The following is a 17,098-nucleotide window of genomic DNA, read 5'->3' on the forward strand; positions in this document are numbered from 1 at the left end:
TATTTTATTAAAACAACACAACAAATAACATAACATAACAACACACTTCATCTCATCTCATCTCAACACATAACATAACAAATTCAACACAAACAAAAAAACCATTAAAAAAAATTACATTACATTACATTACACCACATTAACTTATATTAACTTAACCTAACCTAAAACACATTAAAACAATTTAAAACAACCTTAACCTTACAAAGCACAACCCCTTACAAAGCACTAATAACAACTTAAAATACATTACAAAGCAACACAACACAACACAACACACTACACATAACTAACTTAAAATAAACCACATAACATAACAAGTTAAGTTAAGTTAAAACAATTTAAAACCACATTAACTTAATCAAAAACAAAACAAAACAAAACAAAACACTTCAAACCATAACTTAAACTAACTTAAAAAACAAACTCAAACTTAAAACACTTCAAAATACATTAACACACTTCAAATCAATACAACTTAACCTAACCTTAACCAACACAACCCCTTACACACCATTACATAAACCATTACACAAACTACACTAACTTAATAATTCAATACAACTAAACTTACTCTAAAATAAAATAAAATAACACATAAAATAAAAGAACATAACAACTTAATCAAAACCATACCATACCATTACATTACATTACATTACACCATAAAATAAATTAAACCATTACAAAGCATAAAGCATAAACCATTACATTACACAAACATACCACATAACATAACACAACAACTTAATGTAAACCACACCATTACAAAAAAATCAACACCAAACAAACAAACAGACCAAATCAACTACAACATCAATTCATATCAAAGAAGTTAAATTCAATTCAAAAACAACATTAAAACAATCAAAAACATTACAAACCATTTAAAACCATTACATACCACAAAACAAACATACCATACCATACCATACCATACCACATTAATCAAAACATACCACTAAACATACCACCCCATACCATACCATACCATTACAAAACAATCAAAAACAAAACAACTGATATTAAAACACAACAACTTAAAACAATCAAAAACATTACAAAAACACCTCAATACAAAAAACATTACACCTCAAATAAAAGAACAAAACAACAACAACAACAACTCAAATAACAGAACAGAACACTTCAAATAAAATAAAAGAACAACTACAACAACACATAACATAACATAACATAACAACACACTTCACTTCAACACAACACAACAAATAAAAGAACAAATCAACAACTTAAACACACCTCAACATATAACAACTTATATTAAAACAATACAAAGCAACAAAAAGTAAAGCATCAAGAGAAAGAAAATTAAACAATGTAAATCTTAAATCTTAAATCTTAAATCTTATGAATCGTAGTTCCTAAAGATGTAGCACAAGCTGCTTCATGTACTGCTTCCGAAAGTGTAGGATGAGCAAAACATGTTAAAGCCAAATCCTCGGCACTCGCACTAAATTCCATTGCAATAACCCCCTGAGCAATTAATTCACTAGCATTTTGTCCCATTATATGCACTCCCAAAATTCTATCATTAACATCTGCAATTATTTTAACCAGACCTTGTATTGCATTATTTGCCCTAGCTCTTCCACAGTTAGCAAATGGAAAAACACCTATTTTATAATTAATACCTGATAATTTAAGCTGCTGTTCAGTCTTACCCACCCACGCTATTTCTGGTTTTGTATAAATGACCCAAGGAATTGTATCATAATTTAACTGTACATTATTACCTGCTATAATTTCAGCTACCATAATACCTTCTTGCGATGCCTTATGTGCTAGCATAGGCCCTCTCACAACGTCTCCAACAGCATAAATTCCTGACACGCTTGTTTTGCATTGATTGTCAACTTTGATAAAACCTTTGTCATCAAATTCTATCCCGCTCTCTTTCTCTATTAGCTTTTGTGTATAAGGTTTCCTGCCTATACAAATGATCAACTTATCAAAATTTAAGCTGTGCTCACCAAATTGATCCATAAAATTAACTTTAACTTCTTTATTTTTAATTACGCTACCTAAAATACGCACATTAAATTTAATATTTAACCCTTGCTTTGTTAGTATAACTGATATTTCTTTAGATAAAGTTTCATCAACACTTGGAAATAAATTATCTAAAGCTTCAAATATAGTGACCTTACTACCTAGTCTGCACCAAACTGAGCCTAATTCGATCCCAATAATACCTGCTCCTATGATACCTAATCGATTAGGTATCTCCAGTAAATTTAATGCAGATGCAGAGTCTATTATTGTATCTCCATTTAATGGTACATGCTTAAGGTAACAAGGAAGAGAACCTGAAGCAATAATAATGTTATTAGCTTTAAAAATACTCTTATTACCTTGGTGTGAAACTTCTACTTTTTTTTCCTTTAAAATCTTACCAGTTCCTTTCAATACTCTAACACCATTAGTTCTGAATAAAGCCGCAATTCCATCAATTAAACTTGAAACAATTTTATTTTTATGCCTTATCATATTTTTTACATCGACACTAATTTTATCAATTTTTATACCTACTTCTTCGAACTTATCCCTAGCCTCAATAAAATTATGTGATATTTCTAACAATGTTTTTGAAGGTATACACCCAACATTTAAACAAGTACCCCCATAAATCATTCTTCCATCTTTAATCCATTTTTCAACACAAGCAGTTTTTAGTCCTAATTGCGCCGCTCTTATAGCTGCAACGTAACCAGCTGGACCAGCACCTATAACAATTACATCAAAATTAGCTTCCATATTTATTTCTCTCGTTACATTTAAATGTTTAATATAAATCGTATAGGGTTTTCTAACAGCTCCTTAATTAAATTTAAAAATTGTACTGCATCCTTGCCATCAAGTATCCGATGGTCATAAGATAACGCTAAATACATCATAGGACGTATAACTATTTCTCCATTTAAAACCACAGGCCGTTTTTGAATTTTATGCATTCCCAGAATAGCAGTTTGAGGAGGATTAATAATAGGAGTAGAGAAAAGAGATCCAAAAATCCCTCCGTTAGTTATAGTAAAAGTACCTCCTGTGAGTTCTTTAATAGTTAATTTACCGTTAATACCACGTTGTCTGAAATCCATAATTTGTTTCTCTATTTCTTCGATTTTTATAGAATCAGTATTCCTTAATATAGGAACAACTAAACCTCTTTTTGTAGAAACTGCTATTCCTATATCTTGATAATTATGATAAATAATTTCTTTAGCATCAATAAAAGCATTAACTTTCTTAAAATGTTTTAGAGCCACAGTACAAGCTTTTACAAAAAAACCCATTAATCCTAGCTTAGTTCCATGTATTTTTTTAAATAGCTCTCTATATTGTGCTCGTATTTCTATTATATGATTCATATCTATTTCATTAAAAGTAGTTAACATTGCGGCCTTTTTTTGAGCTTTTACTATACGTTTAGCCATTGTCTGACGTAATCGACTCAATGGTACCCTTTTTTCTCCGACTTCCTTAATACTACGTAAAACATCTTCTTTTAGTAAACATCCTCCACCAGTACCACTAAGTGCTGCTTTAGCTTTAACATCTATATTCTTAGAAGCCATCATTTTACGTACAGATGGTGAATAAATATCTTCTTTTACTTTTGCTTTTACTTCTGCTTCTGCTTCTGTCTCTATTTTTATTTTTTGTCCTACTTTTTTTTTTACTTCTGAACCATTAAAACCTTTATCTACTACAACAATAATACCTAGCAACTGCTCTGATTTGCATGGCTTACCTTCTTGTATTTTTATTTCTTTAAGAATACCTTCAAATGGTGACATCACCTCTAGCAATACTTTATCAGTTTCTACTTCAACAATAAGTTCATATGGTAAAATTTTATCACCAGGTTTTTTATGCCAAGTAGCAACCGTACCTTCATTTACAGATTCAGGAAAGCTAGGAGCTTTTATTTCTTTATATTTAATCTTAATTATCCTTTTTAAATTATTTGAGGCTGCTGTTGAGATGCTTTGGTTACTTTGTTGTTGAGATGTGTTGAGGTGTAATGCTTTGGATTGAGGTGTTTTTGTAATGGATTGGATTTGATTGTTTTTGGTTTAGTTGTTATGTTATGTGTTGTAATGTTTTGGTTTGTTTGGATTAAGTTTAGTGTTGTTGGATTAATGTGTTATGTTTTACATTATTACATTAACTTACACATAACTAACTTAATTTAAATTAATTTGAGTTGTTTTAAATTGTTTTGTTTTAAGTTGTGGTTTAAATTAAATTACAAAAAAACAATTAAATTAAATTACATTACATTACATTACATTAATTTGTATTAAGTTATTATATTTTGGATTTTACTTTGTTGTTGAGATGATTTGATATGAGTTGTAATGTGTTGCTTTAAGTTGTTGGGGAGTTACGTTACGTTGTATTTGAGTTGGTGTGGTTTGTAATAGTTTAGTGTGGTTTAGTTTAGTTTAGTGGGGTGAGTTGTTGTTGAGTTGTTGGTGTTTTGTATTGAGTTGTTTTTTTTATTTTTTGGATTGGATTGTTGTTGAGTTACGTTACGTTGTATTTGAGTTGGTGTGGTTTGTAATAGTTTAGTGTGGTTTAGTTTAGTTTAGTTTAGTTTAGTGGGGTGAGTTGAGTTGAGCTTTGTTGTTGTATTGATGTGATGTTGTGAAATTGAGTTTACTTTACTTTGAATTGATATGAATTGAATTGATTTTATTTTATTTTATTTTATTTGTTTTGAATTGAATTGAAACGATTTGTTTTAAGTTGTTCTTTTATTTTATTTTATTTTATTTTATTTTATTTGAAGTTGATATGATTTGAAACGATTTGGTTTGTTTTTACATTAAGTTGTTATGTTTTGAAACGATTTGTTTTTATTTGTTCTTTTATTTTATTTTATTTGTTTTGATTTGTTTTTATTTTATTTTATTTGAAACGAATTGAGATGATTTGATTTGTTTTGTTTTGAAGTGTTTTTATTTTATTTTATTTGTTTTGAATTGAATTGAAACGTTGTTGTTCTGTTCTGAAGTGTTTTGAAGTGTTCTGTTCTGTTATTTTATTTGTTCTGTTGTTTAATATAAGTTGTGTTGATATGTGTTGTGTTGTTGTTCTGTTATGTTATGTTATGTTATTTTATTTGTTCTTTTATTTGATATGTTTTTTATTTCTTTTCTTTATATTGGTGTAATAAAGGCTTCTTTTATTAGATTAGCTTGCTGCTTCAAATGTACATCAAAATAACCTGATGCTGGTGCTGCTGATGAAGTGCGACCTACAAACTGTAACTTAAGATTAAGCTTCTTATTTAAATAGTACTTAATTTGATACCAAGCTCCTTGATTTTTAGGTTCTTCTTGACACCATATAATATATTCACACTTAGAGTAACTAGATAATTTTTCTATTATTTTTTTAAAGGGAAAAGGATAAAGCTGTTCTATTCTTAATATAGCAGTTTCATTAATATTATTTGCTGTACGATAATCAACTAAATCGTAATATAATTTACCAGATGTAAGTATAACTCTTTTCACTATATCTCGCTCAATATTCTCCGTTTCTTCAATCACCGTTTTAAAACTTCCATTAGCTAATTCTTCCAAACTTGACTTAGCATATTTATGTCGCAATAAACTTTTGGGTTGCATCAATATTAATGGTTTACGGATTTTGCGTTTTACCTGGCTACGTATTAAATGAAAAAATTGTGAAGGATTTGTAGGAACACAGACTTGCATATTTTGTTCCGCACATAACTGAATAAATCGTTCAATACGTGCAGAAGAATGTTCTGGACCTTGACCTTCATACCCATGCGGCAACAATAAAGTTAGACCACATAAACTTCCCCACTTAGTTTCCCCAGAGGATATAAATTGATCAATAACTACCTGGGCTCCATTAGCAAAATCCCCGAACTGAGCCTCCCATGCAACGAACATATTTTGTGATGAGATAGAATAACCATATTCAAAAGCAAGCACAGCTTCTTCAGAAAGAATAGAATCTACTATTGTGAACTTTGGTTGCCCTTTTTTTATATGTTGCATAGGTTTCCAAACAGATCCATCTTTTTGATTATGTATTACTGCCATACGATGAGAGAAAGTTCCTCTTACTGTATCCTGCCCTGTTATACGAATGGCATAGCCTTCATCTAATAAAGTAGCATATGACAACATTTCCGCAAAGCCCCAATTTATATTCCTACTTCTACTATTACTACTTACCATGTTACGACGATCTGAGTAAATTTTAGCAACATTACTTTGAACTTCCATTTCACCAACATTGCATATTTTGATAGCTAATTCCCGCAGCCGTTTCATCTCAAAGGATGTGTTATCGTATTCATCATCATAAAATTTGTACAACATTACACTTGATTTTTTATATGACTTATTAGCATCATATTTTAATTTATGGCGATATAAACCCACCATATTTTTAACCTCATTCTTTGATATTAAACCTTTTTTAAATAAATATTTTGAATAAATTTCCCATAATGTTGGATGATTTTTTATTTTTTGGTACATAATTGGTTGTGTTATTGAAGGTTCATCTGATTCATTATGGCCCCTACGCCGATAACATATCATATCAATTACCACATCTTTTTTGAATTTATTCCTAAAATCCACCGCTATTTTGGTTACATGGTGAACAGCTTCTGGATCATCTCCATTTACATGGAAAACAGGATAATGAAACATTTTAGCAATATCACTACAATATTTAGTAGATCGTGCATTGTGTCTATAAGTAGTAAAACCTATCTGATTATTAATTATAATATGTAAAGTACCCCCCGTATTATATTCCTTTATTTTTGACATTTGTAATGTTTCCATTACCACACCTTGTCCAGAAAATGCTGTATCCCCATGTATAACAATAGGTATTACTTTTGTCATATCCTTCATATAATCTTGTCTTGCACGAACAGCGCCTTCTACAATGGGATAAATAATTTCTAGATGTGATGGATTAAATGCTAATTTTAACTTTACTACACCACCTTTTGTCAGTATTTTTGAATTAAAACCCTGATGATATTTAACGTCGCCAGAATATGATTCATATATTTGTTTTCCTTCAAACTCCTTAATTATATCAGCGGGGCTCTTCCTCAAAATATTAACTAATACATTTATACGTCCTCTGTGAGCCATACCCATAAAAATTTCTTTAATACCATAATTACCAGAACGTTGAATTAATTCATATAACATAGGAATTAAAGTTTCTCCACCCTCTATACCAAAACGTTTAGTACCAGGAAATTTGCTAGATAAATAAGTTTCTAATTCTTCAGCTGCAGTAATTATTTTTAATATCTGCAAACTTATTTTTTTAGTTGGTGAATATTTATTACGTACAGATTCCAAACTTTGCTCTAACCACACTTTCTCTTCATTATTACAAAGATGCCTAATTTCACATCCTATTGTTCCGCAGTAAGTTATCTCCAAAACTTCAATAATTTCTTTTAATGTTGCTTTATTTTTCCCCACTCCAACGTTAAAGACTTTATTTAAATCTTCTTTTTTCAATTCGTATAATGCCATTTGAAGCGCCTTAACCTTATTGTTACCGCTTATTGGATCTATCTTTGCCTTTCTATGCCCACTACTATACCGATAATCGTTAATAAGTTGCAAAACGCTTATTTGAGCTTTTAGAATTTGTTCAGAAGTTTCTTTTGTTTTAAACAAGCATTCTTTTTTTTTAAAATAGTCAAAATATTGACGCCATTCTTCAGTAACATTGCCTTTATTATGATATTGTTCGTATATTTCTTCTAAATAACTAACATTATCTAATGCTATTTGCGTATTTGTTTGATTCCTTATTGTAAAAATATTCATTTATTATTTTCCTTTCCTGTTCCTGTTCTTGTTCTTGTTCTTGTGTTAAGTAATCCCCCTAAAATATTTATTGCCTGCTTTAGGCGTACTCGCGTTAAATCTTTACCTATTATTGCTATCGTGTTAATAACAGATGTAGAAATTAATCTTCCATTTATTGCAATAAAAATTGGAGCTATTATTGTTTTCATTTTTATTTTAAAATGGTTAGATAATTGTTTAACCTTATATAGTATAGTTGCCTTGTCCCATTTTTCTATATATTCTAACTGCAACCATAAAAATTTAAGTACTTTAATTTGCATTGTGATTTTCAAACCAATAACTTCAAAATCTTCTGCTTTTAATTTAGGTAATCCAGAAAAAAATTGTTCAGATATAGAAATAATATCAGTTAAAATTTTTATACGAGGTTTAATTGATGGTAAAATCTTGTGTATATAGTCTTTAACCCATTCATACATAATTTTAATTAAAGACTCATTTTTCATTGAGCGTATATAAATACCATTTAACCAAGTCAATTTGTCTAAATCAAATATTGGACCTCCTAAATATATACTCTTAATATCAAATTTAGCTTTCATAGTTTTTTTGTTTATAAAAGGAAACTTAGTCGTTTTAACACCACCTAAACTGCCTAAGTACTTGATTATTGTTTGGGGCAAATAACCCATTTTCCGATAATATTCAATTGAATTATTTTGTTTGCGCTTAGATAGTTTTGATCTATCTGGATTACGTAACAATGGTAAGTGACAAAAATTTGGAGTTTTCCAGCCTAAAAATTCATAAATCAACTTATGTTTTGGAGTAGAGTTTATCCATTCTTCACCTCTTATTACATTAGTAATTCCCATCAAATAATCGTCTACTACATTAGCTAAATGATAAGTAGGTGTTCCGTCAGATTTTATTAAAATTTGTGAATCAACCTGATCCCAATTCATTTTAATACTACCCCTTAATACATCATAAAATACGCATTTTCCTTTTTTAGGAACTTTAAGTCTTATTGCATAAGGCCAATTGTTTTTTTTACGAAATTTTAATTCTTTATAATCTAACTGTAAATCTTTTTCTTTTAATGCTTTATCAACTTTACATTTCCGCAATTTTTCTAGCTCTTCACTAGTACGATAACATTTAAATACCTTACCTGACTTAATTAATTTCTCAACATATTTATTATAAATATATTGGCGTTCACTTTGCCGATAAGGTCCGAATTTTCCTCCAATATCTGGCCCTTCATTCCATTGAATACCTAACCAATGTAATAAATCTAAAATTTTTTTTTCAAATTTACTTTTTGATCGCATTCTATCTGTATCTTCAATTCGAAGAATTAATTTTCCATTATTTATACGAGCAAAATAAAAATTTAATAAAGCAATATATGCTGTCCCTATATGAGGAAAACCAGTAGGTGAGGGAGCAAAACGTGTGCGTATATTCTTCATAAGGTTATGAAGAGCTTTTCACGAATTAAATGTAAAAAAAGAAAATACTGCTACTGCTACTGCTTCTAATTCTACTTCTGAACCATTAAAACCTTTATCTACCAAAGGTTCTTCTTTTACTATGAAATACCAATACCGTTCCCTTTGAATATAATTTCTATAAGCTGCTGCATTTACACGATTATTAAAAACACTCTGCCTCTGATTTCTTAATGCCTTTTCATTTGGTATTTCCATTATTTCCATCTTTTGTCCAATAAATAAATAGCTTTGCCTTTTTCTTTTCTAACATTTTATTTTTTCGTATTTCACTTCTTTGTTTTTCAAATGCTAATAAGACGCTGTACCTTTTTTTTGTCGTCCTGATTTCTTTCTCTTTCTCTGTCTCTGTCTCTGTACCTGTACCTACGATAAATGTATGCTTCTTTATCATTTGGTATATCATTATTAATTACATGAGTAATACTAGGTAAATAAATCAATCAATTAATTAATTAACAACAAACACACTACACCACATACATACATACACATTTGTTGTTCTTCAGTTTACAGTAGAATGATTTTCATAACCCTTTAACTTTATTAGACCTTTAATTTAAAAACTTTTTAACAAAATTTAACATCCCTTTTAAATAACATAACTTAATACACAAACCACAAAACAAACAAACCACCAAACACTTCCACAACTTACATTACATTAAACAAACCACAACTTACATTACATTAAAACAAAATACACTAATACAACTTGTTTTAATTTACACCACATTAATAACAACTAAACTATTACAAAAAACTAAACATACCACAACTTACATTATTAACTTAACACATAACAAAACAACATAACATTACACTACACTACACTAACTAACCACTTACATTACATTAACTTGTTTTGGATTAACCTAACCTTACACAACAAATAACAACACAACCCCTTCCAACACACTACAACACAACAACTTAACTTACACAAACTAACTTAACTTGTTTTGGATTAAATTACATTACATTACATTACATTAAACCATTACATAACAAAGCACAGCACTGCCCCACACTAACTTAACACAACTTAACAATCAAAAACATAAACCATTACATTACATTACAAAACAAATGACTTCAAATAAAAACAACACAAATCAAATCAACTTACATTAAATCGTATCGTATCGTATCGTTTCAAATCACATCAATTCAAACATACCACATAACACAACACAACCCCACCCCACCCCACTAAACAAAATAAACATACCACATTAAGTTAAGTTAATAATTTAAAACAATACAACAACACTTAAAACAAAACCCACCACCCTACACTACACTACACTACACTAAGTTACCAAAAACATTACAACTTTACACTACATAAACCATTACACAAACCAATACAAACACCTCAACACAACCCACACCATTACAAAACATAACACCTCAAATCATATCAAAACAAAAACCAAAACAAAAACAATTTAAAACAACTTAAAAAAATTTAAAACAAATAAAATAAAATAAAATAAAAACAATTCAACACAACAACAACTTATATTACACATAACTAACTTAATAATAACACTTACACTACAACACTAAACTACACTATTAAGTTAAAGTCAACTTACACTACACTACACAAACAAAAAACAATTACATTACAAACCATTACATTAAATTAACACCACTAAACTAAAAGCATAAACTTATATTATATTAAACAAAACAACATAAAACAAACCACACCATACCATACCATACCACTAAACATACCACACCATTACAAAAAACATAACAAACTCAACCCCAAACAAACAAACAGACCAGACCAGACCAAACCAAACCAAACCAAACAAAACAAAACAAAACCAAACCAAACCAAACCATTACAAACCATTTAAAACATAACAACTTATAAACCATTACAAACCAACACAAACCATTACAAACCATTACAACTTATATACAATACAAAACAATTCAAAACAAACCATTAAAGCAACCCAAAGCACCTCAACATTACATAACAACTAAACTTAAAACAATCAAAACCTTACACAACTCACACTAACTTACATTTTTTAAACCATAACACAAACAAACTAAACATACCACAACTTACTTATATTTTATTAAAACAAAATAACAACACATACCATAACTAAACCTCAATACAAAGCATATCAACACATAACAACAACTTAAAAAAAAACTAAACCATTACACTAACCTCCCCTCAACAAAACCACACCATTACACAACAACACCCCAATCCCAGCACCACACTAACTTAAAGTCGACACCCCATAAAATAAACTCAAAGCATAACACCTCTACACAACGAACCTAACGTACGTCACTGCTTCTTTTTTAACTACCCTTCTCTTACAAAATACAATACACTACACTATAAAACAATTCAAAACCATTACACAACAACACACCTCTACATATAACAACTTAACACCTCTACATCACAAAAAAAAAACAAAACAAAAAATCACATCTTACTTATATTACATTACACCACTAAACTATTACAAACCACCCCACATTACATTACCTTCTATTACAATCCAACACATACCATTCCAAAAACAAAAAACCTCAAAAAACAACAGCATTAACTTTTTTAACCACACCAAAAACATAACCCCTCAAACTAACTTACATTTACTTACACTAACTAACACCTCATTACACAACATTAACTCAACACTAAACTACACTAACTTATATTACACTACAACATAACAACCCTTTAGCTTAGCTGTTCCACATCATTTCATGTACGTTTGGGATTGTTTTAGTTTTACTAACACTGAACTGTACTTCCACGCTCCGAACTTAAATAAAACAAACCGCTGAAATAATAAAAAAAAAACTTAAAAGACCTAGACCTTTTACTTTAAACTTTTTTTTACAACACTACACATTCTTAACTATATTATCTAGCCTGACGATAACCTACTCTCACATAAGGAGAACCTTATACTACCCTAGGCGTTAGGTGATTTAACTTCTGAGTTCTGAATGTTTTCAGGTTGGTCCCACCAACTATAATCGTCAAGCTTTTTCTTTTTTTTAACTAATCGTATGATAAAGCCTCACGGATTATTAGTACACGTTAGCTTAAAGTGTTTCCCACTCTTCCACATCGTGCCTATCAACCTCGTCTTCTTCGAGGATCCTTTAGGGTTTCCCTGGGAAGTCTTGTCTTGAAGTTGGTTTCCCGCTTATATGCTTTCAGCAGTTATCCTTTCCGAACTTAGCTACCCGGCTATGCCATTGGCATGACAACCGGAACACCAGAGGTTCGTCCACTCCGGTCCTCTCGTACTAAGAGCAGCTCTTCTCAAACTTCCAACGCCCACGGTAGATAGGGACCGAACTGTCTCACGACGTTCTAAACCCAGCTCGCGTACCACTTTAAATGGCGAACAGCCATACCCTTGGGACCTGCTTCAGCCCCAGGATGTGATGAGCCGACATCGAGGTGCCAAACACCGCCGTCGATGTGAACTCTTGGGCGGTATTAGCCTGTTATCCCCGGAGTACCTTTTATTCGTTGAGCGATGGCCATTCCATACAGAACCACCGGATCACTAGAACCTACTTTCGTATCTGCTCGACTTGTTTGTCTCGCAGTTAAGCACCCTTTTGCTCTTACACTATAATTACGATTTCCGACCGTACTTAGGGTACCTTTGCGCTCCTCCGTTACTCTTTAGGAGGAGACCGCCCCAGTCAAACTACCCACCACACACTGTCCTTACACCGGATAACGGTATTAAGTTAGAAAGTAAATAATATTAGGCTGGTATTTCAATGCTGACTCCATACAAACTTGCGTTTGTACTTCATTGTCTCCCAGCTATTCTACACAAATAATACCCACTTTCAATATGAAGCTATAGTAAAGGTTCACGGGGTCTTTCCGTCTAGCCGCGGGTATACTGCATCTTCACAGCAATTTCAATTTCACTGAGTCTCGGGTGGAGACAGTGTGGCCATCATTACGCCATTCGTGCAGGTCGGAACTTACCCGACAAGGAATTTCGCTACCTTAGGACCGTTATAGTTACGGCCGCCGTTTACTGGGGCTTCAATTCAATGCTTGCACATCTCCTTTTGACCTTCCAGCACCGGGCAGGCGTCACACCCTATACGTCCGCTTGCGCGTTAGCAGAGTGCTGTGTTTTTAATAAACAGTTGCAGCCACCTGGTATCTGAGGCCGATTCTTGCTTTCCCTGTTCTAGGTTATACAATAATTCGGCGCACCTTCTCCCGAAGTTACGGTGCCATTTTGCCTAGTTCCTTCACCCGAGTTCTCTCAAACGCCTTAGTATGCTCTACCTAACCACCTGTGTCGGTTTATGGTACGGTCATATGTAATCTGAAGCTTAGAGGCTTTTCCTGGAAGCATGACATCAACGACTTCAATATTTCGTCTCATACCTTAGTTTTCTTAAGAAATCGGATTTACCTAATTTCTAAACCTACATACTTTCACCCAGACTACCAACGCTGGGCTCGTCTAGCCTTCTCCGTCCCCCCATCGCAATTACATATGGTACGGGAATATTAACCCATTTTCCATCGATTACGCTTTTCAGCCTCACCTTAGGACCGACTAACTCTGCTCCGATTATCGTTGAACAGAAAACCTTAGTTTTTCGGCGGGGATGTTTCTCACATCCCTTATCGTTACTCATGTCAGCATTCGCACTTGTGATATCTCCAGCATACCTTACAATATCCCTTCACAGACTTACACAACGCTCCTCTACCGCTTATATTTTGTATGTATAAACCCGTAGCTTCGGCACTTAGTTTAGCCCCGTTATATTTTCCGCGCAGGTGAACTAGACTAGTGAGCTGTTACGCTTTCTTTAAAGGATGGCTGCTTCTAAGCCAACCTCCTAGCTGTCTTAGTCTTCCCACCTCGTTTTCCACTTAACTAAGATTTTGGGGCCTTATCTGACGGTCTGGGTTGTTTCCCTTTCCACTATGGATGTTAGCACCCATAGTGTGTCTCTTATGCTGCACTCATTGGTATTCGTAGTTTGCATCGGTTTAGTAAGTCTATATGACTCCATATCCGAAACAGTGCTCTACCCCCAATGGTGATACATAAGGCGCTACCTAAATAGCTTTCGAGGAGAACCAGCTATCTCCGAGCTTGATTAGCCTTTCACTCCGATCCACAAGTCATCCGAGTCTTTTTCAACAGACCCCGGTTCGGTCCTTCAATTAATGTTACTTAATTTTTCAACCTGCTCATGGATAGATCGCTCGGTTTCGGGTCTATTCCCGGCAACTATATAACGCCCATTTTAGACTCGGTTTCCCTACGCCTCCCCTATCCGGTTAAGCTTGCTACCGAAAATAACTCGCTGACCCATTATACAAAAGGTACGCAGTTACCTGTTAGGCTTCCACTGCTTGTACGCATATGGTTTCAGGATCTATTTCACTCCCTTTTGCTAGGGTTCTTTTCACCTTTCCCTCACGGTACTTGTTCACTATCGGTCAGTCAATAGTATTTAGCCTTGGAGGATGGTCCCCCCTTATTCAGTCAAGGTTTCTCGTGCCCCGACCTAATCTATTTCACAATTAATTAGTTTTTAATTACAGGACTATCACCTACTATGGTACAGCTTTCCATCTGTTTAATCTAACTTATATAATTGCTTTCTGGGCTTGTCCCTGTTCGCTCGCCACTACTGAGGGAATCTCATTTGATTTCTTTTCCTCAAGGTACTTAGATGTTTCAGTTCCCTTGGTTAGCTTCTGTAACTTATATATTCACTTACAGACACTGAATTTTTTTTCCTTCAGTAGGTTCCCCTATTCAGACATCGCCGGCTTCTAAGTTACTTGCCACTTCCCCGACGCTTTTCGCAGGCTGTCACGTCTTTCTTCGCCTCTGACTGCCTAGGCATCCACCATATGCGCTTATTTGCTTTATCATATAATACTATTTTTCTTTTGGGTCTGGGTAGTCTTGAACTACCGTCCTCACCCTTATCAGGGGTGTGCTCTTCCACCTGAGCTACAGACCCCATACCTTTTTAAGTACTTCTTTCATCATAAAGACTGTATTTTAAGGAGGTGATCCAGCCACAGGTTCCCCTACAGCTACCTTGTTACGACTTCACCCCAGTCATGAAACACACCGTAGTAACCGTTCTCCGTAATCTGCAGGTTAAACTAGCCACTTCTGGTGCCTTTCACTTCCATGGTGTGACGGGCGGTGTGTACAAGGCCCGAGAACGTATTCACCGCGACATTCTGATTCGCGATTACTAGCGATTCCGACTTTATGGAGTCGAGTTTCAGACTCCAATCCGAACTTAGACAATTTTTTTGGGATTAGCTTCATGTTACCATTTTGCGACCCTTTGTATTTGCCATTGTAGCACGTGTGTCGCCCTACCCTTAAGGGCCATGATGACTTGACGTCGTCCCTACCTTCCTCCGGTTTATCACCAGCAGTCTCCTTAAAGTTCCCGTCTTTATACGTTGGCAACTAAGGATAAGGGTTGCGCTCGTTACGGGACTTAACCCAACATTTCACAACACGAGCTGACGACAGCCATGCAGCACCTGTCTCAAAGTTCCCTAAGGCACCCTTCCATCTCTGGAAAGTACTTTGGATGTCAAGAGTAGGTAAGGTTCTTCGCGTTGCATCGAATTAAACCACATGCTCCACCGCTTGTGCGGGCCCCCGTCAATTCATTTGAGTTTTAGCCTTGCGACCGTACTCCCCAGGCGATCAACTTATCGCGTTAACTACGCCACAAAATTCTTTAAGAATCAAACGGCTAGTTGATATCGTTTACAGCGTGGACTACCAGGGTATCTAATCCTGTTTGCTCCCCACGCTTTCGCATCTCAGCGTCAGTTTCAGACCAGAAGGTCGCCTTCGCCACTGGTATTCCTCCAGATATCTACGCATTTCACCGCTACACCTGGAATTCTACCTTCCTCTTCTGCACTCTAGTTTGTCAGTTCTTTATCCAGTTCCTATGTTAAGCATAGGGCTTTCACATAATGCTTAACAAACCGCCTACATGCCCTTTACGCCCAGTAATTCCGATTAACGCTTGCACCCTCCGTTTTACCGCGGCTGCTGGCACGGAGTTAGCCGGTGCTTCTTCTGTGAGTACCGTCATATTTATAACTTTTTCTTTTATAAGTTTTCTTCCTCACTAAAAGTGCTTTACAACCCAAAGGCCTTCTTCACACACGCGGCATGACTGGATCAGGGTTTCCCCCATTGTCCAATATTCCCCACTGCTGCCTCCCGTAGGAGTCTGGGCCGTATCTCAGTCCCAGTGTGGCTGATCATCCTCTCAGAACAGCTACGGATCGTTGCCTTGGTAGGCTATTACTCTACCAACTAGCTAATCCGGCATGGAATCATCTAAAAGCGCAAGGTTGATTTGAATCAATCCCCTGCTTTATCTCGTAAGAATTATGTGGTATTAGCGTGCATTTCTACACGTTATTCCCCTCTTTTAGGTAAATTTCCATGTTATACTCACCAGTTCGCCGCTTGCACAACTTGATGATGCCGCTCGACTTGCATGTGTAAGGTCTGCCGCCAGCGTTCAATCTGAGCCATGATCAAACTCTTTAATTTTATCCTTTTGGTCTTTATTTTTTTTTATGAAGAAAAAAGTACCCACTTAGTGAAAGTTATATAAGAAGTAGTATATGTTTAATATAGATTT

General features: G+C 34.0%; 6 protein-coding genes, 1 tRNA gene and 3 rRNA genes. All 10 read right to left on the reverse strand.

From position 1 onward, the window contains the following. Positions 1-1,362: 1,362 nt before the first annotated feature. The 10 genes from lpdA to H7S46_RS00350 all read right to left on the reverse strand — a co-directional run bounded on the left by lpdA (position 1,363) and on the right by H7S46_RS00350 (position 17,007). Positions 1,363-2,778 (reverse strand): dihydrolipoyl dehydrogenase, encoded by a 1,416-nt coding sequence (lpdA, locus tag H7S46_RS00305; RefSeq protein ID WP_183042863.1) that lies wholly within the window; start codon positions 2,776-2,778, stop codon positions 1,363-1,365. A 20-nt stretch (positions 2,779-2,798) separates the two neighbouring features. Further along, the gene (gene sucB, locus H7S46_RS00310) at positions 2,799-4,082 is read right to left on the reverse strand and encodes a dihydrolipoyllysine-residue succinyltransferase (RefSeq protein ID WP_310888250.1); all 1,284 of its coding nucleotides are present in this window, start codon (positions 4,080-4,082) and stop codon (positions 2,799-2,801) included. 1,104 nt (positions 4,083-5,186) lie between these two features. After that, positions 5,187-7,883: a 2-oxoglutarate dehydrogenase E1 component gene (locus H7S46_RS00315; RefSeq protein ID WP_183042864.1), complete on the reverse strand. Its 2,697-nt coding sequence runs from the start codon at positions 7,881-7,883 to the stop codon at positions 5,187-5,189. Beyond that, a complete protein-coding gene (gene gltX / locus H7S46_RS00320; protein ID WP_183042865.1) occupies positions 7,880-9,346 on the reverse strand; it encodes a glutamate--tRNA ligase in 1,467 nt (488 codons plus the stop codon). Before gltX ends, H7S46_RS00315 begins: the two co-directional genes overlap by 4 nt. Positions 9,347-9,364: 18 nt before the next feature. Continuing rightward, the gene (locus H7S46_RS00325) at positions 9,365-9,592 is read right to left on the reverse strand and encodes a hypothetical protein (RefSeq protein ID WP_183042866.1); all 228 of its coding nucleotides are present in this window, start codon (positions 9,590-9,592) and stop codon (positions 9,365-9,367) included. Then, entirely contained in the window at positions 9,567-9,779 is a 213-nt protein-coding gene (locus H7S46_RS00330; protein ID WP_183042867.1) for a hypothetical protein, read from the reverse strand. Before H7S46_RS00330 ends, H7S46_RS00325 begins: the two co-directional genes overlap by 26 nt. A gap of 2,533 nt (positions 9,780-12,312) precedes the next feature. Next, a 5S ribosomal RNA gene (gene rrf, locus H7S46_RS00335) occupies positions 12,313-12,429 on the reverse strand. A gap of 25 nt (positions 12,430-12,454) precedes the next feature. Beyond that, positions 12,455-15,331 (reverse strand): 23S ribosomal RNA (locus tag H7S46_RS00340). 20 nt (positions 15,332-15,351) lie between these two features. Then, positions 15,352-15,424, reverse strand: a tRNA-Ile gene (locus H7S46_RS00345). 42 nt (positions 15,425-15,466) lie between these two features. Next, positions 15,467-17,007 (reverse strand): 16S ribosomal RNA (locus H7S46_RS00350). The 16S, 23S and 5S rRNA genes sit together here with 1 tRNA gene alongside, the layout of an rRNA operon. Positions 17,008-17,098: the final 91 nt, after the last annotated feature.

Source organism: Candidatus Portiera aleyrodidarum (assembly GCF_902713745.1).
Taxonomy (GTDB): domain Bacteria; phylum Pseudomonadota; class Gammaproteobacteria; order Johnevansiales; family Johnevansiaceae; genus Portiera; species Portiera aleyrodidarum_D.

Bases quoted from the DNA above. Each gene is read 5' to 3' on its own strand.
- lpdA (WP_183042863.1), bottom strand. From the start codon at position 2,778: ATGGAAGCTAATTTTGATGTAATTGTTATAGGTGCTGGTCCAGCTGGT.
- H7S46_RS00330 (WP_183042867.1), bottom strand. From the start codon at position 9,779: ATGATAAAGAAGCATACATTTATCGTAGGTACAGGTACAGAGACAGAG.
- H7S46_RS00325 (WP_183042866.1), bottom strand. From the start codon at position 9,592: ATGGAAATAATGGAAATACCAAATGAAAAGGCATTAAGAAATCAGAGG.
- gltX (WP_183042865.1), bottom strand. From the start codon at position 9,346: ATGAAGAATATACGCACACGTTTTGCTCCCTCACCTACTGGTTTTCCT.
- H7S46_RS00315 (WP_183042864.1), bottom strand. From the start codon at position 7,883: ATGAATATTTTTACAATAAGGAATCAAACAAATACGCAAATAGCATTA.